The 22,098-nt window shown below is 55.5% G+C and carries 24 protein-coding genes and 2 tRNA genes; 7 read left to right on the forward strand and 19 right to left on the reverse strand.

Annotated elements, in window-relative coordinates:
- Window positions 1-2 precede the first annotated feature (2 nt).
- Together AC07V8_RS20850 and AC07V8_RS20855 are read left to right on the forward strand one after the other, a co-directional pair.
- Window positions 3-1,112, forward strand: coding sequence for an ABC transporter substrate binding protein (locus AC07V8_RS20850; protein WP_494680026.1), 1,110 nt, complete (start codon window positions 3-5; stop codon window positions 1,110-1,112).
- 88 nt (window positions 1,113-1,200) lie between these two features.
- Window positions 1,201-5,685, forward strand: coding sequence for an EAL domain-containing protein (locus tag AC07V8_RS20855; RefSeq protein ID WP_494680025.1), 4,485 nt, complete (start codon window positions 1,201-1,203; stop codon window positions 5,683-5,685).
- 261 nt (window positions 5,686-5,946) lie between these two features.
- Here AC07V8_RS20855 and AC07V8_RS20860 read toward each other — a convergent pair.
- From AC07V8_RS20860 to AC07V8_RS20875, 4 genes are all read right to left on the reverse strand, one after another.
- Window positions 5,947-6,022 (reverse strand) — tRNA-His (locus AC07V8_RS20860).
- A gap of 100 nt (window positions 6,023-6,122) precedes the next feature.
- Window positions 6,123-6,989 carry a glutamate racemase gene (gene murI, locus AC07V8_RS20865; RefSeq protein WP_494680024.1) on the reverse strand — a complete coding sequence of 289 codons (867 nt, stop codon included), beginning with the start codon at window positions 6,987-6,989 and terminating at the stop codon, window positions 6,123-6,125.
- Window positions 6,990-7,001: 12 nt separating this feature from the next.
- The gene (locus tag AC07V8_RS20870; protein ID WP_494680080.1) at window positions 7,002-8,540 is read right to left on the reverse strand and encodes a fumarate hydratase; all 1,539 of its coding nucleotides are present in this window, start codon (window positions 8,538-8,540) and stop codon (window positions 7,002-7,004) included.
- Window positions 8,541-8,691: 151 nt separating this feature from the next.
- Window positions 8,692-9,588 (reverse strand): DMT family transporter, encoded by an 897-nt coding sequence (locus AC07V8_RS20875; protein WP_494680023.1) that lies wholly within the window; start codon window positions 9,586-9,588, stop codon window positions 8,692-8,694.
- Window positions 9,589-9,731: 143 nt separating this feature from the next.
- Between AC07V8_RS20875 and acs the strand changes: the two genes are divergently transcribed.
- Complete coding sequence (acs, locus tag AC07V8_RS20880; RefSeq protein ID WP_494680022.1) at window positions 9,732-11,714, forward strand: acetate--CoA ligase; 1,983 nt, start codon at window positions 9,732-9,734, stop codon at window positions 11,712-11,714.
- A 164-nt stretch (window positions 11,715-11,878) separates the two neighbouring features.
- Window positions 11,879-11,969 (forward strand) — tRNA-Ser (locus tag AC07V8_RS20885).
- A 64-nt stretch (window positions 11,970-12,033) separates the two neighbouring features.
- Here the strand turns inward: AC07V8_RS20885 and AC07V8_RS20890 are convergent.
- The 7 genes from AC07V8_RS20890 to AC07V8_RS20920 all read right to left on the reverse strand — a co-directional run bounded on the left by AC07V8_RS20890 (window position 12,034) and on the right by AC07V8_RS20920 (window position 15,369).
- The gene (locus tag AC07V8_RS20890; RefSeq protein ID WP_494680021.1) at window positions 12,034-13,086 is read right to left on the reverse strand and encodes a tyrosine-type recombinase/integrase; all 1,053 of its coding nucleotides are present in this window, start codon (window positions 13,084-13,086) and stop codon (window positions 12,034-12,036) included.
- Entirely contained in the window at window positions 13,070-13,312 is a 243-nt protein-coding gene (locus tag AC07V8_RS20895; protein WP_494721489.1) for a DUF4224 domain-containing protein, read from the reverse strand. The genes AC07V8_RS20890 and AC07V8_RS20895 overlap by 17 nt, the downstream gene beginning before the upstream one ends.
- Window positions 13,312-13,551 (reverse strand): hypothetical protein, encoded by a 240-nt coding sequence (locus tag AC07V8_RS20900; protein WP_494680020.1) that lies wholly within the window; start codon window positions 13,549-13,551, stop codon window positions 13,312-13,314. Before AC07V8_RS20900 ends, AC07V8_RS20895 begins: the two co-directional genes overlap by 1 nt.
- Window positions 13,551-14,144 (reverse strand): hypothetical protein, encoded by a 594-nt coding sequence (locus tag AC07V8_RS20905; protein ID WP_494680019.1) that lies wholly within the window; start codon window positions 14,142-14,144, stop codon window positions 13,551-13,553. The genes AC07V8_RS20900 and AC07V8_RS20905 overlap by 1 nt, the downstream gene beginning before the upstream one ends.
- Window positions 14,145-14,255: 111 nt before the next feature.
- Entirely contained in the window at window positions 14,256-14,561 is a 306-nt protein-coding gene (locus tag AC07V8_RS20910) for a hypothetical protein (protein WP_494680018.1), read from the reverse strand.
- Window positions 14,558-14,785, reverse strand: a complete 228-nt coding sequence (locus tag AC07V8_RS20915) for a hypothetical protein (RefSeq protein WP_494680017.1) — start codon at window positions 14,783-14,785, stop codon at window positions 14,558-14,560. Before AC07V8_RS20915 ends, AC07V8_RS20910 begins: the two co-directional genes overlap by 4 nt.
- Window positions 14,785-15,369, reverse strand: a complete 585-nt coding sequence (locus AC07V8_RS20920) for a hypothetical protein (RefSeq protein ID WP_494680016.1) — start codon at window positions 15,367-15,369, stop codon at window positions 14,785-14,787. The genes AC07V8_RS20915 and AC07V8_RS20920 overlap by 1 nt, the downstream gene beginning before the upstream one ends.
- Before the next feature lie 29 nt (window positions 15,370-15,398).
- Between AC07V8_RS20920 and AC07V8_RS20925 the strand changes: the two genes are divergently transcribed.
- Complete coding sequence (locus AC07V8_RS20925; protein ID WP_494680015.1) at window positions 15,399-15,998, forward strand: hypothetical protein; 600 nt, start codon at window positions 15,399-15,401, stop codon at window positions 15,996-15,998.
- A gap of 8 nt (window positions 15,999-16,006) precedes the next feature.
- On the opposite strand, the gene AC07V8_RS20930 is transcribed toward AC07V8_RS20925, so the two are convergent.
- The 7 genes from AC07V8_RS20930 to AC07V8_RS20960 form a co-directional block, all read right to left on the reverse strand.
- Entirely contained in the window at window positions 16,007-16,333 is a 327-nt protein-coding gene (locus tag AC07V8_RS20930; RefSeq protein WP_494680014.1) for a hypothetical protein, read from the reverse strand.
- On the reverse strand, window positions 16,330-16,566 hold the full coding sequence (locus tag AC07V8_RS20935) for a hypothetical protein (protein WP_494680013.1): 237 nt from the start codon (window positions 16,564-16,566) through the stop codon (window positions 16,330-16,332). The genes AC07V8_RS20930 and AC07V8_RS20935 overlap by 4 nt, the downstream gene beginning before the upstream one ends.
- A 54-nt stretch (window positions 16,567-16,620) precedes the next feature.
- A complete protein-coding gene (locus tag AC07V8_RS20940) occupies window positions 16,621-17,526 on the reverse strand; it encodes a recombination-associated protein RdgC (protein ID WP_494680012.1) in 906 nt (301 codons plus the stop codon).
- A gap of 129 nt (window positions 17,527-17,655) precedes the next feature.
- Window positions 17,656-17,787: a hypothetical protein gene (locus AC07V8_RS20945; RefSeq protein ID WP_494680011.1), complete on the reverse strand. Its 132-nt coding sequence runs from the start codon at window positions 17,785-17,787 to the stop codon at window positions 17,656-17,658.
- Window positions 17,784-17,918 (reverse strand): hypothetical protein, encoded by a 135-nt coding sequence (locus tag AC07V8_RS20950; RefSeq protein WP_494680010.1) that lies wholly within the window; start codon window positions 17,916-17,918, stop codon window positions 17,784-17,786. Before AC07V8_RS20950 ends, AC07V8_RS20945 begins: the two co-directional genes overlap by 4 nt.
- Window positions 17,915-18,175 carry an acyl carrier protein gene (locus tag AC07V8_RS20955; RefSeq protein WP_494680009.1) on the reverse strand — a complete coding sequence of 87 codons (261 nt, stop codon included), beginning with the start codon at window positions 18,173-18,175 and terminating at the stop codon, window positions 17,915-17,917. Before AC07V8_RS20955 ends, AC07V8_RS20950 begins: the two co-directional genes overlap by 4 nt.
- Window positions 18,172-18,612 (reverse strand): hypothetical protein, encoded by a 441-nt coding sequence (locus AC07V8_RS20960; protein ID WP_494680008.1) that lies wholly within the window; start codon window positions 18,610-18,612, stop codon window positions 18,172-18,174. The genes AC07V8_RS20955 and AC07V8_RS20960 overlap by 4 nt, the downstream gene beginning before the upstream one ends.
- Before the next feature lie 489 nt (window positions 18,613-19,101).
- On the opposite strand from AC07V8_RS20960, the gene AC07V8_RS20965 reads away from it, so the two are divergent.
- Window positions 19,102-20,412: an AAA family ATPase gene (locus AC07V8_RS20965; RefSeq protein WP_494680007.1), complete on the forward strand. Its 1,311-nt coding sequence runs from the start codon at window positions 19,102-19,104 to the stop codon at window positions 20,410-20,412.
- On the forward strand, window positions 20,412-21,062 hold the full coding sequence (locus tag AC07V8_RS20970; RefSeq protein WP_494680006.1) for an RloB family protein: 651 nt from the start codon (window positions 20,412-20,414) through the stop codon (window positions 21,060-21,062). The genes AC07V8_RS20965 and AC07V8_RS20970 overlap by 1 nt, the downstream gene beginning before the upstream one ends.
- A 267-nt stretch (window positions 21,063-21,329) precedes the next feature.
- Here the strand turns inward: AC07V8_RS20970 and AC07V8_RS20975 are convergent, their stop codons facing one another.
- Window positions 21,330-22,004 (reverse strand): LexA family transcriptional regulator, encoded by a 675-nt coding sequence (locus AC07V8_RS20975; RefSeq protein ID WP_494680005.1) that lies wholly within the window; start codon window positions 22,002-22,004, stop codon window positions 21,330-21,332.
- Between the last annotated feature and the right edge of the window lie 94 nt (window positions 22,005-22,098).

Genomic DNA, 22,098 nt, shown 5'->3' on the forward strand with positions numbered 1-22,098 from the left:
CCTTGGCAGCCGCCTTGCGGAGCGCAGCCGGCCTGCTCCTTGCGCTGGCATGTGGATTCGGCTACGCCGCTCAGGGAAGCGCCGGCCAGGATCCTGGCCGGCGCGCCGGCGCGGTCGTCGACCGCTTGCCTGACTGGCGTGAAAATACTGCCGAGGCGCGCGTGGTGCGCCGCGAACTCCAGCCGTTGATCATCGCCGCCATGGCCACGCTGGATGCGCCAAGGCGACAGGAGATATTGGATGGCAAAGGTGCGATCGCCGTCATTTATCCGGATATCGGCGAGCCTTATCGCAGCATCTTTTCCAAGATAATCGAAGGCATTCAGGAGCAAGCCAAGGTACAGATAAGCATTTATCCCGTCGGGCCAAACAGCAATGCCGGCGATCTCAGCGCGCAATTGACACGCGGCGGCGTCAAGGTGGTGATTGCGCTAGGGCGTCAAGGATTGAAGGCTGTATCCGGGCTGACGCCGGACATAGCGGTGGTGGTCGGCGGTGTGCTGTCGGTGCCGGAAAGCGAAAGCCGCAACCTGACCGGCATCAGCCTGACGCCGGATCCGGCCCTGCTGTTCGCGCTATTGAAAAGGCTGCTGCCCGGCATAAAAAGGGTGACCGTGATCTACGACCCGCAGCATAACGACTGGCTGATCAAGCTGGCGCGTGAGGCAGCCAAGGCGCAGGGGCTGGAACTGGTGACCCGCGAAGCGCACGACCTGGCCTCGGCGGCGCACCTTTACGACGCTGCCTTCGCCGTCGCCGACAGCCGGCAGGACGCAATCTGGCTGCCTCAGGATGCCACCACGGTAGATGATGAAACCATCTTGCCGCTGGTCCTGAAGGAATCCTGGAGCAGGGGCTTGCCTGTGTTTTCCAGCAGCTTCCTGCATGTCAAGAAAGGCGTCATGTTCGCCTTGTATCCCAATAACCTGGGACTAGGGCGCGACCTGGCCAGTTCCGCATTGAGCGTGCTTTCGGGAGAGTCGCGCAAGCGCGGGGTGTCGCCGTTGCGCGAGGTGCTGACGGCGGTCAACCTGCGCACCGCCAGCCACATCGGATTGAATCTCGATTATCAGCAGCAACGCAGTTTTGATTTTGTCTTTCCAGAGCCTTAGTTGACGATATTGCTCATGCAATGCAGATGCAATCCGCGCGGCCAGCCAGTATGTGATGCCTTTTTTCCCTCATCTTGACGAGTTCATCATGCTGCAATCCTATTTACGTCGCACCGGATTTCGCCGTCAATTGATGGCGATTGTCACCATCTCGATCCTGGGCCTGGCATTGTTTTCTTCCTTGATGAATTCCTGGCAAACCAACCGCAGCGTGCGGGGCTATCTGATTGAGCAAGGGCTGCATATTGCAGAGAATCTGGCGCGCCAGAGCACCCTGGCCTTGCTTTACCATTCCGCGGACAATGTCCGTGAAGAGGTCGCCACCACGCTCGCGTTTCCTGACGTGATCCAGGTGGAAATTACCGACACTGCGCACAAAGTCTTGTTGTTGGAAACCAAGGCGGGACGGACAGTCAAGCCGACCGAAAACCTGCGGCCTGGTGTTGTCCTGAGCAGGGCCACGCTGGAACAGGAAAACGATAAGGAATGGCGCTTCGGCGCGCCGGTCTATCAAGGCCGTGAAGCAGTCTCGCCGTTCGAGCTGCAGGAGAACAAGCCGCAACTCCTTGGGTATGTCTATATCGTGCTCGGCAAGGGAACCATGAATCAGCTGGTGTTCTCCTTGCTGATCGTCAATCTGGCCATTACGCTTTCCTTTGCGCTCATCTTGCTGGGAGTCATGCGCCTTTTGGCGCGCAATCTGTTGCGGCCTTTGAATGCCTTGTCCGAGCTGATGGGACGCGCCGAGGCGGGCGAATCCGGCATGCGTGCAGTGCGCGAGGGGCCGCGCGACATCATCGACATGGCCCAGGCTTTCAATAAGATGATGGCGGTGCTGGAGGAGCGCGAGCTCGAATTGAAGCAGTCGCGCGACCAGGCATTGCACGCGGCAATGATGAAGGCGCAATTTGCGGCCACTGTCAGCCATGAAGTGCGCACGCCCTTGAGCGGCGTGGTGGGAATGCTGGACATGCTCAGGGAAATGCGGCTCAGCAAGCCGCAAATGGAATGCGTCGAGGTGGCCTGGAGCTCGGCCCATACGCTCATCGATCTGATCAACGACGTCCTCGATTTTTCCAAGATGGAGGCGAACAAGCTGGTGTTGGAAGAGATCGATTTCAACTTGCGCAAGCTGGTGGAAGAAGTCCTCGAGCTGCTGGCCAGGCAGGCCCAGGAAAAAGGGCTGGATCTTGGTTATCTGCTGGCAGCCGATGTCGCGGACCGGATCAAGGGCGACTCGATGCGCTTGCGGCAGGTCCTGATCAACCTGGTCGGAAACGCGTTGAAATTCACCGGGACCGGCCAGGTGGCGGTCCGCATCTCCCGCAATCCGGATAGCGGCGAACGCTTCGGCCTGAGGATCGAAGTCAGCGATACCGGCATCGGCATGGACCAGGAAGCGATTCGCCATGTATTCGATTCGTTTGCCCAGGCCGACAGCGCCACCGCGCGCCAATACGGCGGCACCGGCCTCGGCCTGGCGATTTGCAAGCAGCTGGTGGAACTCATGGGAGGCGAGATCGGCGTGGTCAGTGCGCCGGGCCAGGGCGCCACATTCTGGTTCACGATTGTCTGCCAGCCAGGCGAGAATCCAGTCATGGTCGCACCGGAGCCGGACTTGCATGGGATGCGGGTCCTGATTTCAGCCAAAAGCGAGATCGTACGCAGCTTCCTGGAGCAGAGCCTGGCCAGTCGCGGGATCCATTGCCGCATGGCCGGCAGCGCCGCGGAAGTCCGGAAAGAACTGGCGCGGGCGGCGTCAGCGCCATATACGCAACTCATCATTGAAGGCAGCCAGGTAGAAGAGCAGGATGCGGACTTGTTAAAGCATATCCGCGCCATACCGGCGCTGTCGGCGACGCGCCTGTTGCTGTTGCAGCACCATGGCGCATCGAAAGGCGTGCAGTTCGAGGAGGTCGATGCCTATCTGGATAAACCGTTGCGCCTGCAGCGCCTGTTGGAAGCGATCCGGCAGCCGCGGGCAGATCGACAGCCAGACGCCGCCGGCGACCTGGTCGCACATTTGCCGGACGCGCTGCCTGCCAAGACAAAAAAATACAGCGTGCTGGTGGTCGACGACAATCGCACCAATCAAGTGGTGGCGACCGGCATGCTTGTCATGAGCGATTGTCTCTGTGAATGCGTCGACAACGGCTGGGAGGCGATCGACACGGTTCAGCGCAACCGTTTTGATCTGATTCTCATGGATTGCAACATGCCTGAGATGGACGGCTATGAAGTCACTGCGCGCATTCGCAAGATGGAAGAGCTTGAAGGACGGCATACGCCGATCGTTGCCATGACTGCCAATACCCAGAGCGGCGACGTGGAAAAATGCATGGCGGCAGGCATGGATGATTATCTGGCGAAGCCGATCACCCTGATCGAGCTGCGGCGCAAGCTCGAGCGCTGGCTGATGCAAGCGGCCGGAAGCAAGGCCGGGGAACCTGAAACGGCATTGGCGGCGGTGAACCTGGCCGAGAGTGAAGGCCGTCCTTTGGATCGCCTGGTATTCGACAAGCTGCGGGAGATACTGGGGCCGAGCCTGCAGCATGCGATAACGCCCTACCTGGAAGATACGCCGCTTAATCTTGAACAGCTGACGAAGGCGGTCGAACAGAAGGATGCGGAGGCCGTGCGGTCTTTGGCCCATACCATCAAGGGCAGCAGCGGCAACCTGGGGGCAACCAGCATGACCATGCTGGCCAAGAAAGTGGAGGAGCTGGAGCAGGCCGGACAGATCGATGACATCCACCCTTTGCTGTCGCAGTTGCGTTCCGCGTTCGATGATGTGGCAGCCTTGCTGTACAGCGAGGTGTCAAGCGAAAACTATTTCAGCACCAAGCCGACGGAAGGCAGCGCCCTGGTGCTGGTGGTCGATGATGACCGCAGCACCCGCAGCGCCCTGCGCTACACCTTGTTAAGAGACGGCTTCCGGGTGGCGGAGGCGGAAAATGGCGCCCAGGCATTGCGTGTCCTCAAGCGTATCAAGCCGGACGTCATACTGATGGATGCGGTGATGCCGGTGATGGACGGCTTTACCGCCTGCGCTCGCATGCAAGAGCTGCCCGGCCGCCAGCATATCCCTGTACTGATCATCACCGGACTGGAAGACAACGTGTCGGTAGAGCGCGCGTTCGCAGCCGGAGCCAGCGACTATATCCCCAAGCCGATCCACTTCGCGGTCCTGCCGCAACGGGTGCGCCGCATCGTCGAAGCCAATCGCGCGGAGAAGCGGGTGCGCAACCTGGCCTTCAACGATTCATTGACTGGCCTGCCGAACCGGGCCATGTTTTTCGATCAGCTGAAGCGCTGCATCGAGCAGGCACGGCAAAGCGGAAATGGCGCGGCGGTGCTGTTCCTGGATCTGGATCGCTTCAAGTACGTGAACGACACCCTAGGCCACGATATCGGGGATCAATTGCTGATTGCCGTGGCGCGCCGAATCCAGCGCAGCGTGCGTGTGGTCGACTGCGTGGCCCGCTTGGGCGGGGATGAATTCACCGTCGTGCTGGCGGATGTCATGACAGCAAATACAGCTACTATCGTGGCGCAGAAAATCTGCCAGGCCTTGGCAAAGCCTTTTCTGATCGCAGGCCACGGTATTGTCGTCAGCGCCAGCATCGGTATTTCGCTCTATCCTCAGGACGGCGCCGATGTGGGCACCTTGCTGCAGCATGCCGATACCGCAATGTACCGCGCCAAAAAGGCCAGTTCCGGTTTCATGTTTTTCGAAGCCTCCATGGAACATTCAATATCGGAACGCATGCGCTTGGAAAGCGACTTGCGCGAAGCACTGCATCGGAAGGAATTGGATGTGTTTTATCAGCCCCAAGTCCAATTCGACACAGGTCGCATCGTTGGCATGGAAGCGCTGATACGTTGGCATCACCCGACCCGGGGCATGCTGGCTCCCAAGGAGTTCATCCCGCTTGCGGAAGAAACCGAGCTGATCAACATCATTGGCGCCTGGGTCATGCGCACCGCGTGCTTTCAATTGCAGAGCTGGATCAAAGCGGGCATGCCGGCCATGAGGATGGCCGTGAATTTTTCCGTTAGGCAACTAAGATCCGATTTCACTGCAGCCGTGGAGCAGGTCCTGGTAGAAACCGGTTTGCCGCCGCACCTGCTGGAGCTGGAGATCACTGAGAGCACGCTCATGGAAAACGCCGAAGATAATTTGCAGGCCTTGCATCGGCTGCATACCCTCGGAGTGCGCCTGACTATCGACGATTTCGGCACCGGTTATTCCTCGCTTGCTTACCTCAAACGCTTTCCTGTCGATATCATCAAGATAGATCAGTCTTTCGTGCGCGACATCCCGCATGACCTGGACGACGTCGCCATCGTTAAAAGCATTATTGCGCTGGCGCATAGCTTACGTCTGGAAGTTGTTGCCGAGGGAGTGGAAAACGAATCCCAACTTGATTTCTTGAGAGAAAATTCGTGCGACATGATGCAAGGCTATTACTTTGGAAAACCCATGCCGGCGGAGCAGTTCATTGATTTTGTCATGGGACAGAACAGTCTTCAACGGACGGAACTCATCGATTCTGAAACAGGACCCTCATGAAAAATTTGCTGCAGCTACCCGGCGCGACAAAGAGGTCGAGGCGTATTTGCCAATCGTGAAGCAAGACTATATTGCTCTTGTGGCAAATGACGACAATGACGAAAATGATGATTTTGAGAGGAACGCGCTGCGAGCGGCTGGATTAAATGCAAAAAAGCCCATCGTCTGGATGGGCTTCGTTGTTAAATCGTGTTTTTCGTTGTGAATTCCACGATATGAAAATCAAGCAATCGCATAACTGGTTGATTTCATTGAATTCTATGGGGTGGCTGACGGGACTCGAACCCGCGACAACAGGAATCACAATCCTGGACTCTACCAACTGAGCTACAGCCACCATTGCATTACTTCTGCAACACCTCGCCGCTTGTTCAGCAGTAAGGCAGCTGGCTATTATACAAACTAACCTGCTGCCTGGCAAATCAAATAATGCAGAATTACGATATTCCTTCCGGCAGGGCGATCGTTGCCACTTGCGACACCGGGGGATGCAGCTGCAACAGGCTGGCAAATGTCGTTTTGATCATCGACAGGCTGCCGGTGGCAAAGGCGGCGACGCTTCCGGGACGTGCCTGCGCTTGCAGCAGGCCGTTTTCGTTCAAGACCCTGGCCAGCTGGCGGCAGACGGCGTCGCCGGTATCGATGATGGCTATCTGACCGCTGCCCAGTTCCTGTACTACATCTTCGATCAGCGGACGGATAAAAGGATAGTGGGTGCAGCCCAGCACCAGGGTATCAGCCCCTTGTTCCAGCAGCGGCGCTACATAGCGGCGCACCAGCAAGGCGGTCTGGGGCGAGCGCAGTTCGCCTTTTTCGATCTGGTCGACCAGGCCGACGCAGGGTTGCAGGATAAAGCGGACGCCGCTGGCGGCGCCGATCTGTTCCTGCAGGGCCAGCAGGCGGGCGCTGGACAAGGTGGCCTTGGTCGCCAGCACGCCGACGATCTTGCTGCGGGTTTGCGCCGCGGCCGGCTTGAGGCCGGGCTCGATGCCGATCACCGGCAGCGCCGGGTAGGCTGCACGCACTGCCTTGATGGCGGCGGTGGTCGCGGTGTTGCAGGCCACCACCAGCGCCTTGGCGCCGCTTTGCAACAGGAATTCCGTCACCGCCAGCGTACGCGCCGAAATCGCCGCTTCCGATTTGTCGCCATAGGGCGCGTAGGCGGAATCGGCGAAATATAAAAGGTCTTCGTGCGGCAGGTTTTGATGGATGTGGCGCAGCACCGACAAGCCGCCGATGCCGGAATCGAAAATGCCGATGGGCGCGCTGGGCGCCATCGGCATGGTGTTACTGCTTGCGGTCATGGATGTGACGGATCAGATAGTGGTCACGGGGATTTTCGACAGCGCGGCATGCGCGATCTTTTCCTGCCATTCCTTCGGCCCGGTGTTGTGCACCGAGATGCCGTTGGAATCGACCGCCACCGTCACCGGCATGTCCTTGACGTCGAACTCGTAGATCGCTTCCATGCCGAGGTCGGCAAAGCCCAGCACCTGCGCCGACTTGATCGCCTTCGACACCAGGTAGGCGGCGCCGCCGACGGCCATCAGGTAAGCCGACTTGTGCTTCTTGATCGATTCGATGGCAACAGGGCCGCGTTCCGACTTGCCGATCATCGAGATCAGGCCGGTCTGTTCCAGCATCATGTCGGTGAACTTGTCCATGCGGGTAGCGGTAGTCGGGCCGGCCGGGCCAACCACTTCGTCGCGCACCGGATCGACCGGGCCGACGTAATAGATGACGCGGTTGGTGAAATCGACCGGCAGCTTTTCGCCCTTGGCCAGCATCTCCTGGATCCGCTTGTGCGCAGCGTCGCGGCCGGTCAGCATCTTGCCGTTCAACAGCAGGGTCTGGCCTGGCTTCCATGAGGCGACTTCTTCCTTCGTCAGCGTGTTGAGGTCGACGCGTTTCGATTTTTCGGTGTCCGGCACCCAGTGCACTTCCGGCCATTCCGACAGCGATGGCGGTTCCATATAGGCCGGGCCGGAGCCGTCCAGCACGAAGTGGCCGTGGCGGGTGGCGGCGCAGTTCGGGATCATCGCCACCGGCTTGGACGCCGCGTGGGTCGGGTGCATCATGATCTTGACGTCGAGCACGGTGGTCAGGCCGCCCAGGCCCTGGGCGCCGATGCCCAGCGCATTGACCTTCTGGAACAGCTCGATGCGCAGTTCTTCCGTCTTGTTTTGCGGGCCGCGCTTGAGCAGGTCGTACATGTCGATATCTTCCATCAACACTTGCTTGGCCATCAGCATCGCCCGTTCGGCGGTGCCGCCGATGCCGATGCCGAGCATGCCTGGCGGACACCAGCCGGCGCCCATGGTCGGCACGGTCTTCATGACCCAGTCGACCAGCGAATCGGATGGATTGAGCATCACGAACTTGGTCTTGTTTTCCGAACCGCCGCCCTTGGCCGCGATCTGCACGTCCACAGTATTGCCGGGCACCAGTTCCATGTGCACCACGGCCGGCGTGTTGTCCTTGGTGTTCTTGCGCTCGAACTGCGGGTCCGCCACGATCGAGGCGCGCAGCATGTTGTCCGGATTCAGGTAGCCGCGGCGTACGCCTTCGTTGACCGCATCGGTGATCGAGCCCTTGAAGCCTTCAAAGCGCACGTCCATGCCGATCTTCAGGAACACGTTGACGATGCCGGTGTCCTGGCAGATCGGCCGCTTGCCTTCGGCGCACATGCGCGAGTTGGTCAGGATCTGCGCGATCGCGTCCTTGGCGGCAGGATTCTGTTCCTGCTCGTAGGCGCGCGCCAGGTGCTGGATGTAGTCGACGGGATGGTAGTAGCTGATGTACTGGAGCGCAGCGGCTACCGACTCGATGAGATCTTCTTGCTTGATCGTGGTCAGGGTGGCTAGAGTGGTCATGGCGTATCTCTTTAAGATGCTCTGTCAGAAATTGTCTGGTGTGACGATGGTGATGTTAGTGTTGCAACAACGAGCTGCAACAACCTGCTGCCACTACGATGCAATAGCGGCGAAATAGCTGAAGCGCGCTATTTTACACTTCTTGCACCGCTTTCACGGACTGCGGCCAGCTGGCTATCGCAATTCCGGTCAGCACCAGCACCAGCGCCGCGAAGTGCGCCCAGCCCAGGCTCTCGTGCAGGAACACCACGCCGATGAAGGCTGCAGCCAGCGGCATCAGGGCGGTGAAGATGCCCGCCACGTTGGCTTGCACATGCTTGGTGCCGGTCAGCCACAGCCAGAACACGATCACGCTGGCCGCTACCGCATACCAGATGATCAGCAGCCACATGCCGGCAGTGACCACGCTGAAATCGAAAGACAGGGCGGCAGTCAGGCCGATGGGCAGCATCAGCAGCAAGCCGAACAGATGGCTGTAGGCGGTGATCCGCAGCGGCGACAGGGTTTGCGTCAGGCGCTTGGACAGCACCACGTAGGTCGCCTCGCACAGCACCGCGGCGATGATGAACAGGTTGCCCACCAGCGGGGTGCTGCCGCTGTCGCCGCTATCGCTCTTGCTCAGGTTGAGCACGGCGATGCCGGCGATCGCCAGCAGGATCGAGACCAGCGTGCGCGCCTGCAGCTTCTCCTTGAGGATCAGGCGCGACAGGATCGCCACCGCCGCCGGCAAGGTGCTGGTGATCACGCCCGCGGCCGTAGCGGTGGTGTGCTGCACACCGTACAGCATGCACAGCGTGAACAGGAAGGTGCCGAAGAAAGCCTGGCCGAACAAGGTCAGCCATTCGTGGCGCGCCAGCCGCGGCGCGGCCTTGAAGAACTGCGGCGCCATCACGATCACGGCGATGACGAAGCGCAGCAGGGCGAACACCAGCACCGGCACGACGGCGATGACGGCCTTGCCGAAACCGATGTTGGCGCCTACCAGCATCATGGCCAATGCCAGGTAAACGTAGGATTTTGTATGACGCATGGGCTGTAGAAATAAGCTGAATGTGCGATGATATCTGATTGTGGCGCCCTGGTAGCGCTAGCATCGCTGTGCGTGAGAGCACGTAAGGCTTGAGTAAGTGTAAAAGTTTATGTTTAGCTTCAACTATTAAAGCAGGAGACAGCATGGCGAACATCGAAACCTTTGGCCAGGAAACCCGCATTTTCCCGGCCCCGGCAGAATTTTCCAAGACTGCGGCAATTTCCGGCATGGACGCCTATCGCGCCCTGGCCGCCGAAGCTGAACAGGACGAGCAGGGCTTCTGGGGCCGCCTGGCCCGCGAAAACCTGCAATGGCACAAGCCCTTCACCAAGGTGCTGGATGAATCCAACGCACCGTTCTACAAATGGTTCGACGACGGCCAGCTGAACGTCTCCTACAACTGCCTCGATATCCATCTGACTAACGGCAACGCCGACAAGGTCGCGGTCATCTTTGAAACCGACGGCGGCGATGTCAGCAAGATCACGTACCGCGAGCTGCACCAGAAAGTCTGCCAGTTCGCCAACGGCTTGAAATCGCTGGGCATCAAGAAGGGCGACCGCGTCGTCATCTACATGCCGATGTCGGTCGAAGGCGTGGTGGCGATGCAAGCCTGCGCGCGCATCGGCGCCACCCATTCGGTGGTGTTCGGCGGCTTCTCCGCCAAGTCGCTGCAGGAACGCATCATCGACGCCGGCGCGGTCGCCGTGCTGACCGCCGACGAACAGGCGCGCGGCGGCAAGCGCCTGCCGCTCAAATCCATCGTCGACGAAGCGCTGGCGCTGGGCGGCTGCGACAGCATCAGGAACGTCGTGGTCTACCAGCGCACCGGCGGCAACATCAACTTCGTCGCCGGACGCGACCTCTGGCTGCACGAACTGGTAGCATCGCAAGCCGATGTGTGCGAACCGGAATGGGTCGATGCCGAACATCCGCTGTTCATCCTGTACACCTCCGGCTCGACCGGCACGCCGAAGGGCGTGCAGCACTCCTCCGGCGGCTACCTGCTGTGGGCGGCGCTGACCATGAAATGGGTGTTCGACATCAAGCCCGACGATGTCTACTGGTGCACCGCCGACATCGGCTGGATTACCGGCCATACCTATATCGCCTACGGCCCGACCGCGGTCGGCGCCACCCAGATCATCTTTGAAGGCGTGCCGACTTTCCCGAACGCCGGCCGTTTCTGGGACATGGTGCAAAAGCACAAGGCCACCATTTTCTACACTGCGCCGACCGCGATCCGTTCCCTGATCAAGGCCGCCGACGCCGACCAGAACATCCACCCTTCCAAATACGACCTGTCGTCGCTGCGCCTGCTGGGCACGGTCGGCGAGCCGATCAATCCGGAAGCCTGGATGTGGTACCACAAGAACATAGGCCGCGAGCGCTGCCCCATCGTCGACACCTTCTGGCAAACCGAAACCGGCGGCCACATGATTTCGCCGCTGCCGGGCGCCACACCGCTGGTGCCGGGTTCCTGCACCTTGCCGCTGCCGGGCATCCAGGCGGTGATCGTCGACGAAGCAGGGCATGAGCTGCCGGACGGCAGCGGCGGCATCCTGGTGGTCAAACGTCCATGGCCTTCCATGATCCGCGCCATCTGGAACAATCCGGAACGCTACAAGAGCGCCTACTTCCCGTCTGAGTTCGGCGGCAAGCTGTACCTCGCCGGCGACGGCGCGATCCGCAACAAGGACACCGGCTACTTCACCATCACCGGCCGCATCGACGACGTGCTGAACGTCTCCGGCCACCGCATGGGCACCATGGAAATCGAATCGGCGCTGGTCGCCAACCCGATCGTGGCCGAAGCCGCGGTAGTCGGCAAGCCGGACGACACCACCGGCGAAGCCATCTGCGCCTTCGTCGTCCTCAAGCGCAGCCGCCCCACCGGCGACGAAGCCAAGCAGATCGCCAAGGAGCTGCGCGATTGGGTCGCCAAGGAAATCGGCCCGATCGCCAAGCCAAGGGAAATCCGCTTCGGCGACAACCTGCCGAAAACCCGCTCCGGCAAGATCATGCGGCGTTTGCTGCGGGTATTGGCAAAAGGCGAGGAAATCACCCAGGATGTTTCCACTTTGGAAAACCCAGCCATCCTGGAACAGCTCAAGGAAGCGCAATAGTTGCCGGGTTTGATGAGTTGGACGAAGTTGCCGGATGAAGCTGTTGCTTTGCCGGCAAATCCACAAAAATGAATGGCTTGAAACAGAAACCTCTACTTCTGCCCGATTTGTTGCTATAATACGCGGCTTCGTGAAATTCAAATTTGACGAAATGTTGTAAAGCAGGAGAGATGGATGAGTGGTTGAAGTCGCACGCCTGGAAAGCGTGTATAGGTTCATAGCCTATCGGGGGTTCGAATCCCCCTCTCTCCGCCAAGTATTTATAAGGCCTCCCGAGCGGAGGCCTTTTTATTTGCGCTATAGATTCAAGTTGCGCTATTCAACTCAGTGGTTTCACGATTTCAGGCTTGCGCCGATACACGCGTTCTGTGATCTTGCTGTCGGCATGTGATAGTAGCGATCTGGCATGTTCCAGCGTTTCAGCGTCACTTGCGCACTTCGCCCTGAGATCGTGCTCGGTGAATTTTTCGGTGACCTTGGTTTCGCTCATCACTCGCTCGAAAAAGCCTCTCCACATCGATTCCCAGCCGCCGGCTCGGCCAGTTTCCTCGTCAAAATATCCTTCGCCCAGTCTGTTGCAAAAAAGAAATGATGAGAATTTCCTCGGCCTGGCATCTTTAGCCATCGCCACGGCCGCGCGAACATCGTTTGTCCAAGAAATGATAATGCGTTTGCCGGTGGTGTTATCGGTTTTACCTGGCGTTACGTGAATGCCGTCTTCTTTTAAGTCTGACATTGTGATTCTGAGCATATCCCCGAGACGCATTCCGGTGAGTAGCTTCAAGCGAATGTATGCCTGTATGGCCAACACGCTGCCGAGCTTGCGTCGTGGAACGATCGACAGACATTCGACGATCTCCCAATCTTCAACGTAGCGGGTACGAGGCTTTTCACCACTGAATCTGACTTCGCCTTTGAATGGATGGCGATCGATATAACCCCATTCGACAGCCTTGGTGAATGCGTGAGAGAGGATTTCTATCTCGCGCCGCGCACCGGTACCGCCGCCGCGTTTCTCGACATACTGATAGACATGCCGCGGCTTCAGGTCCAGCAACGGCATGTCGCAGAAGACTGCACGCACTGGCTTGATGGCGATCTTGTTTTGGCGTTGGGTGGTTATCTTCTTCAGCGGAATGACTTGTAGCAGATAGCGATCGAGTAGCGCACCAATGGTGCTGGCGTTTGCAATGACCCCAATGCGATCTGCCCAAACGCGATAGGCTTCCGGCAGCGTTTTCCCGAGCCGGAATTTTACCTTTCCGTCCCAAGCTGACTCACTGCCGGCGGGTACCTGATAGTAGTACGCGCCATGCTCCAATCGCCATCGTTTTGGCAACCCTTTGTTTTCTGGCTTACGCGCGCGCGGCATTCAATGCTCCCCAGTTGGGTTCAATCATCTTATTCTGTTTTCTCTCAGTAGTGATACCCATGCTTTGCTCCACATGTTGCCGCAAAACTGCAACACTGCCGTCCGGTCGGACCTTGTGCTCGATGCCCATTGTGCAAAGGACTTTGACTTGGGAAGTATGGTGCACCCGCCCTGTAAGTGACTTCAATTCGTCAACAGTCAGAAACATCTGCGTTGGACCTCTCATCAGTTCGCCTCCTCTTCCGTTTTCTCAAGCATGTGCGCTATGTGTCGGGCGTAAGTCGAAACTGCTCGCCAGTAAGCTGCCATCGGTCCCTTTCGTTTTGCCCATGATTTTTCAGCTTCGGTGTTGGCCTGGCGCCGCAGGGCGCGCATTACCTTCGCGATGCGTATTCGATCCTCGGCCGGAAGCTGCAGCAAATCTCGGCCGGCTGGGAGTTGAAGGAGCGGGTTCAAATAGCCCATTACGTTACCTCCTGGGTTTGCATGGCTGTATCGATTGCTTTGCGTAGCGAGATTCCCTCGCCAAGTGAAACTCGGTTACGATCGTAAAGGGATGTTTTGATCGGTGTGCCGCGGCCACCGCTCTGCCACTGCAGCGCATGGATGTGGTCTTGCGCATCAAGCCAGTCAATACGCGCAGTGTCGTCATTACGCGCTGGCGCTGTTGCTGGGGGCGAAGGCGCCGTCGCGAGCATAGCGCGATAGTTCGCGCGATTGTTTGCGTAGGATTGCCCGAAGGTGCACGCCTCGTCCATCTCCTTGGTAGGTTCCTTCGGGACGAGTTGCCACTGTTCCAGGGGACTGGCCTGCCTGTCATCGTTAAATCCCTCGGAACTCTTGCTAGGGTTGATTTTGGTGGTGACCTGTTGCGACTCCGACATTGGGTCGAAGTCTCGATATTCGATCCGCTTCAGCAACTTCGATTCCCTGACTATCGCGACCGATAGCATAGTCCGAGTTAAATCTGGATCGGCGGCTGCGCGAATACACTCTGCGCACCAATACTCGTGCGGTATATCTTTCAGGATTGAAAGCATCCTCTGTTGGTCATTCATAAAATTGGCTCCATAGAAGCGTTGAATAGAAGGGCGCCAATGCGGCCATCGTGAAGATTACGATCAGCGTATCGATGGTTTGGCCTGCGGATGGCTGGCGGAGTCCGTTGCTCATAGTTGTCTCTCTGAAAGCTTTGCATGTAGTCCAATAGGCCACCACTGGATCACCGCACCTTCATACGCTTTATATGAAAGAACTCTGCCTTCCTGTTCAGCGGCACGTAATAGTCGGCGAGCGCGATCCACTGGCAGTCCGGCTAGTTCTGCAATGCTGAGCGTAACTGCGCCATAGCGAACGGCGTTGTTATCTGATTTGATCCAGCCCTTTAAAATTGGTTGGAATGCTTGGTATAAGTCACAGCATTCCGCCTCCAGTGCGAGCGTGATTCGGTCGTCTTTGTTGAGGGTTGTACTCATGCAATGCTCCCAGGGCTTGGCTGCGGAATGGTGCGAATGGCGCCGTACTGAACACCGTCGGTCGGATGGCAATTGCTGATGTGATGGGGTTTGTTGCCATCGAATACCACGCCGATATAGTGGCCGGCATCAGCGGCTATGACGCCGTGTTTGCCGTACACGGTGACGCCTCGGCCAAGCTCGGCCGGCACGCCGTAGTGCTCGCGGATATATTCGCAGGCCATTACAGGCCGCCTTCCTGAAGACCCTGCAGCGAGGTTTCGCTGATTACCCGCATCGGGAGATCTTCGTTGTCAACCCAATGGCCCCGGTCGTGGTCGTATCGGCGGACGAAAAGCGCGCGCTCGTGAAACTGCTCGGTCGGTTCGCCTTCCATTTCAGGAATGGTGTAGCTATCGTACGGGCCGCCGTATGTCGGTACCATCCCCAGCTCCGGATGCCCGATCACCATGAAAAAGTCGCGGCGCGTGATAGGGCATTTGGCAGGGAATTCCGCCCACTGTGCGGCGCAAGAGACCGTATCCGCTACGACTTTGGCGTGTGCCGCCTTGAGGGCATCGTGTTCTTCGTGCCGGCAGAACAGCATCATTGCGAAGTTGGCGACGTCGACGGGGTCGCCCTTGGCGACGGCACCGAGGAGCAGTTCGGCCAGGCCTTCGCCGGAGCATTGGCTGATGTCATGCCAGCCGCCGAAGCCCTGCTGACGCTTAATCCGCAACTTTCCTTTCATAGCTTTGGCGACCAGGTCGACGGCATGATCGTCTAATAATGCGGCTTCGTCGGTGTGCGTTATAGGGTTTGTGGTCATGGTAGGATTCCTGCAATAAGGGGCTCAATATGAAAAAAATAATTTGGATGCTTGTTGGTGGTTTTGTCGCAGGTGTGCTGGCCACGGCATTTTTTACTCATCCGCCTAAACAAAGTGCTGATTGGGCGGCTTGGGTGCAGGCATTTGGTGCAATATCGGCGATCGCTGGCGCATATATTCTCGGGGAGCGGCAGGCGCGCGCTGCCCTTATCAACTCGCTGAAACTGCAACGGCAAGCAGCAGCTGATAAGCGAAAAGCAATATTTGCGATATGTACAGCAGCGCACAATCGAGCAAAGACCATCCACGCAATTTACGAAGGCGAAAAAATCAATAGAAACTTGCGCTACGCGACCTATGACGAGTCGATTGTCGCCAGCATTGTTGGTGCTTTGAGCGCAATTCCTGTACATGAGATTGGAACTGCAGGAGCGGTGATTGCCTTGCTCGATCTTCGCGACCAGTTCGGGTTTGTTAGTGCCGCTATACGAAAGTATGAGCAAGATTTTGCGGACCCTGGCGTGCAATTTCCGACACCAGAGAGAATATTTTGCCAAAATGTTAGACAACACCTCGCTGTAATATTTTCTAATTATGACGTTCTCAATGTTGAGATAGGGACCCCGTGATAGCGCATTCATGCGATCCTCGCAATCTGAACCTCTTGGATGCGGTCATTCTTGGCTAGTGCGACAGCAGCTATGGCCTCAGGAGGGGCTTCTTGGAAGATGATGATAGTCACAGGCCCTTTTCGCATTTCACCGGTCATCCGACCGTGTAATTCTCGGATTTCCTCGTCGTCGATGTTGCGCCATTTCGGAATGTCGAAATCGCCGAACATCAATCCGCGAGGAAAATCCCGTTGGCTTCGCCCAACCGAGAAGCCACGTTCTTTGAGAAAGGATTCCGCTGATCTCATGGCCTTGAAATCACCGGAATCCGTAAATGTCCTGGTGAAGTTCATGTTGCGGTGACTCCTGCCAGAGCTTTGATTTTCCGTGTGTTCAAACCGGTGTACTCATGCAGTCTGACCAGCATCGAAGAACCGAGCGGCAGCGCACCGTTGCGGATTTTGCTGATGACCGGCGGGGCCACTTTAAGGGCGCGGGCGAGCGCTGCATCATTCTTGAGTTTGGTATGCTCCAGCACCAGGTCCAGCATGCGGGCGACAGTATGTTTTTGATTTTTGGCGTTCATTGCATTCCTTCTAGTGGGTTTTGATATTGGTAATTGGTCAGCTTGAGGTACTGGTTACGCGCCGATGATCGGTTCGCCGCCAAGTGCAAAAACCAGATCGGCGAACATCTTGTTTAGCTCGGCTGTCATCAGCATCATGTCGGCGTCGAAGCGTTCGTCTTCGTTCTTGCTGCTCGTATCGTTGCCTTCCTTGAGCACTTCCAAGGGCGTGATGCGCTTGATCGCAAGCGATTCAGTCAGCACGAACGAAATACGGTCTGCCCAGGTCATCGCCAAGCGCGTGCATTGCTTGCCGGACGCGATATGGCGGCGGGTGTCGTCCGCCTCCAAGGTGTGACGGATGTACCGCACCGTGGCCTTGCCTTCGCCTGCAGCGCGCAGCTCGGTGTCCTGATCGACGGTGAAGCCGTGGGGTGCTTCGTCGGCTGCCAACCAGTTTGTCATCGAGGACAACGGCGAATGGACAGTGCGCAGGCCGGAAATCTGCAAGCCATCTACGGATGCCAGCATCAGCTTCAGAACATCGTCGACGACCGATGCGCTGCCGGCGTCGATCACCAGCCAGCCGTTGACCGGATCGATCCAGACCCAGGTGCTTCGCTGGATGCCGAAGGCGCGCGGAAGCAGCTCATCGGTGACTTGCTCCTTGAGGTCTTTCAGCTGCTTGCGGCCAGGCGCATAGCCTTGCTGATCCTCGATCTCGGCGGCGCGTTCCTTGACCACCTGGTTAATGACGGAGGTCGGCAGCAGCTTCTTTTCCATCCCCAGCAAGATCATCATCTGGCGGTTGACGGTGTGCACCAGCAAGCCGTTGTCGCGCGGCGACAACCAGCCCTTGCTTTGCAGTTCCAGGCTGCTGCACTTGGCGAATGCGTGCGGCGCCAGGAAGGCTTCCAGCTGCGCGGCAGAAATAGGCCACGGCGCGGGAATGCGGTAGATCTGAAGATTTTTGAAGAACATTGAATAATCCTTTGGTGATGGCTGAGCGCGATTAGCCGAAAACGCGGCGGCGCGCCAGGTGGACTGCTGTAAAAATTGAGTTGCCCGCGCGGCGGTACACGCCATAGAAGCGGAAGAAGTCGTCGAGCTTCATGTGACCACCCGATAGCAGGCGGCTTTCATCGGGGAGGAGCGAGCCGGCGGGGCGGTCGCTGCCAGGTACAGCACGGCCAGAAACATGGTCAGTGCGCCGAGGGCGAAGCCGATGCAGTAGCGCTTCATGACAGCACCATCACAGTGACACCAAGGGCGCCGCGATCGTAGGCGGCCTGTTCGAGTTGGGCGGGCTGGCCGATGGCCTGTATCACCACCACGTTGTTGTTGCCGTAATCGGCGCGGAGGCGGCAGATCATTTGGCCACCTTTGCGACTACGCGCTCGACGATTTGCATTGCGGTCATTTCGGCCGTGAACCATTCGTCGTCCGAGAAGCTGATCTTGAATTCGGACTCGACTTCCATCGTAAGTTCGATCGCATCGAGCGAATCGGCACCTAAGGTGTTGATTGGGACATTGACATCCAGCGGTTCGCCCGGATGAGCCAGTTCGTCCGCCAGGATCGACAGAACGCGCTCGCGAATGCGTATGATTGTTGTGCCGGTCGCGCTCATCGTGCAGCCTCGATCATTTTGTCGAGCTTGGCTTCTAGCTGTTTGCGCGATGGTGCGCTGCCATCCCAGCACATATCCGTTAGAAATTGCTGCGCATCCTTGCCTGTAACCAGGTCGATCAGCGCTTCGTAGCGGAGGGCGGTCAAATCGACGGCAGGGGCGCCCAGCGCAGCCACGCGGCCGTCGATTCGGGAAACTTCGCCCAGCGAAATCGGTGCGCGCTCCATTGCGATGTCAACAGCCCGGCGAAAGGTCGCTGCACTATCGGATTCGCCGGCATGGTCTTCGATGACAACTCGTGTCCCAATCCAGCCGCAGTGATTTAGATTTGCCTCGCACCAGTCCAGGCGCGCCGTGTCGGCGTCGTTCCTTGAGTGCTGGACCTGTTTCCGCTGAAATTCAGCGATTTGAGTTACATCCAATGCCGCATTGCTCATGTGGTTGCTCCGTGGGTTTGTGTCTGGTATCAAGATCAGCCTCAATCAATTACAACCAAAGGTTACACTTAAAAAGTGTTGATAGCAACTTAAAGTTGTAATTCAATTTATATTGAAACCGGAAACAAAATGAATGGCGGAATTGTGATGTCACTTCCTGTAACTAGATTGGATCGAAGGAGGGCGAGGCGTTGCTAATACCGACCGATTCGGGGGAGGGCATAGAAAGATGAAAAATGATGGTCTATCTAGGAGCCGCAGACGTGTGTGAAGGCGAGCAGTGTAAAAAATGCGATTTAAGAGTGATCCTGCCTTTTGGCTATATTGTCCGTGGAGACTACTTGATCCGTGATTTACCTCAGACACCTTGAACAAGAGCCCCCCCCCCACACACACTTCGACTCTTACAGGGCGATAAATTTAGTGTTAATCTTTAGTTTTCGGAGAAAAAAGCCGAAAACGACGTTTATAGAGGATTTTGGAGTTGTTATGATTATTGATTTCACTATAGAGAACTTCCGTTCGATCAAGAACGAGCAAGTGTTCAGCATGCACGTGGAGAACCCTAAACGACACTTGGCGGACAATGTTGTCTTTCCTGCCGAGGACAAAATTGGTGTCCTTAGGAGTGCGGCTATCTACGGTGCCAATGCCTCTGGTAAGTCAAATTTCTTGCGTGCTTTTAGCGCACTGAGATATGTCGCTTGCAGTAGTGGCGATCTAAAAGATGGAGAAAAGATTCGTTGCTATGAGCCGTATCTTTTGTCCACGGATACTTTAGATGCTCCAATTAGATTCTCTTTAGAATTTATTAATACCGACAAGAAACGTTATCGTTATTCAGTATCATTCAACAATTTTGAAATTTTGGATGAGATTCTAGAATTCTTCCCATCTCGCTCTAAAGCGATTTTGTTCAAGCGAGAACCTCACGCCGACTGGAATGATATGTATTTTGGTGGCTTGTATAAAGCTAAGTCACGAAAAATACCTTTCTTTAAGAATAATTCTTACTTGGCAAAGGCCGGTAATAGTGCTGGGTCGTCTGAAGTTATGCGGTCGATATATGACTACATATGGAGCAACTTTATGTTCCATGGCAGCATGGAGGACGTTTTTGGTCCTTTGTATGAAGATCCGCGTGTTTTGCGACTGGCTTCTGATTTTCTTTGCAATGTTGATACCGGAATTAATGAGATTGAACAAAAAGATGGCGACCCATTGCCTACGGATTTAATTCCTGAGAATTTTCCCAAACATCTCCGAGATAGAATTATTGCGAGAACCAAAAAAGATTATTTTTTTGGCCACAAAATGGAAGATGGGGCAATCAAGAAGTTTAAGCGCAGCGAAGAATCGATGGGTACCCAGAAGCTTTTCACAATGTTGCCATTTTTGTTAAAAGCATTTCAAACTGGCGCTGTACTAATTGTTGATGAAATTGATGCAAGCTATCATCCACATATTGCAGAGCTAATAATTAAATTGTTCAACGATCCAGAAGTTAACATCAATAATTCTCAATTGATATTTTCTACTCATAGCTTCAATTTAATGTCGCCCAGTATTATGAGGCGGGATCAAATTTGGTTTGTTGAAAAGCACGAAGGGCAAAGTGAAATTTATAGTCTCAATGAATATGATAAAAATGTTCTAAAGTCAACAAGTCCCTTCGCTGACTGGTATGACGATGGCCGCTTTGGGGCTTTACCATCAGTGAACTATGGAGCCATTTCTCGCTTGCTTCGTGAAAGCAGTGCACTTCTTAATATTGAAAATCACGCTTCGGAGGCGTCTTAATGCCAAAAGAGCTAAATAAGCCCAAACGCAAGGTACTTCCGCAGATGCACATTTATTGTGAAGGTGAGAAAACTGAACCAACATATATAAAAAAATATCTAAATAAATTTTATGATGGGGATCGTCGTCGAGAACTAATCGTATTAGAGGAAACGAAAAAGAATACGCCAGTCCAATTGGTTCAGGAAGCTGTCGACCATAAAAATCGGAGAAATTGTCCGACTGATGACGTATTCTGGGTAGTTTATGATAGAGAATCGATTGCGAAGTATTCTAATGAATTACACGGAAAAGCTATGCGCTTAGCAAGGCGGCATGGGATAAATGTTGCAATTTCGAATATATGTTTCGAATTATGGATACTTTTACATTTTGTGCAGAACTCCGCTTCTTACGCAAGCTATACTGATCTGATGAATAGTAGCCCACTTAAAAAAGAGCTGACGAAGATCGGGATTCCAAAATATGACAAGGGAGAAAAGAAGATTTTTGACTTAATTGATGGAAATATTGGGATTGCAAAGATGAATGCCATAGATATGAATAAGCAGACCAAAGCTGCGGCTCAAGCAAACATGCTTGAGCCATATCTTCTCAATCCTTATACTGAAGTGCATATATTATTAGACGCAATTGATGCATTTGATTGACCGTCATCAACAAGTCAGTTGATCCGCCGTCATACTTATGTGCTAGACCTTCAGCACGTAGGTAGGCGTATCGTTTTAACACATCTATTGTTTTATACCCTGTAATTGTCGCTTACTCCATAACACTCCCCTTTTTTTGAAAAATGCGACGTGTAGCTTCGTGGCACAAGTCATGGAAACGGGTACCTTAGGGGAAATGTATTTGTCTTGGGCCAGTTGATGTAAAAATGCCCACCGATCTTGGTGGGCAGAATTTTTTCGACAATCCTAAATATTTTCTCGTTGCAGCAAGACGACCTTACCAATAATGATGCAGGTCCCAGTGCTGCACTCCTGACGATTGTATCGGCGTTGATCTGGGTTGTCTGAAGATAAAAACCAACGACCGAAATCACGCGCCATGCGTTTCACGACACCTTCTCCCTCATAATTAACGGCAAACGTCTCTCCGTTTTTAGGAATAGTGTCGGCAGTATTGATCACTACGGTATCACCATCGGACATGGTTGGCTCCATGCTGTCACCTTTGACATCAATCGCAATTAATTTTTCTGCAGAGTAGCCTTTCTTAATGAGCCATTCGCGCCGGAAACTGATTGGTCGACCGAAATCCTCCGCTGTTTCAGTTGCAAATCCCGTTATTCCAGCTGACAGTTTCAATTTCACTTTCCGAATTTCAACGTGATCTTGATTATCTGGATCGAAGACCACTACGTCTCTATAGTCCTTTGGGAACGCCTGACCCACTACGTCGCCAAATTTTAGCGTTGCAGGTAATGTACCCAAGAACTGCGCGGCCAACTCGAGATTCTTCCCTCTAGGTTCGGATTCGCCCGCAATCCATTTCTGAACTGCTTGAGGACTCACGCCGACGTATCTAGCCATCTCGGACTGATTCCCGCCGTTTTTCCTGTCAAGAGCTTCTGCAATTCTGTTGGCCATTGTGTTCATCTTCGCGAGATTACAAGCAAACGTTGTAACACGCACTGCAATTTTAAGTTGTAATTACTTTGGTATTTCTGTAACCTGTAGTTGT

Source organism: Collimonas sp. GW821-FHT02H07 (assembly GCF_059421505.1).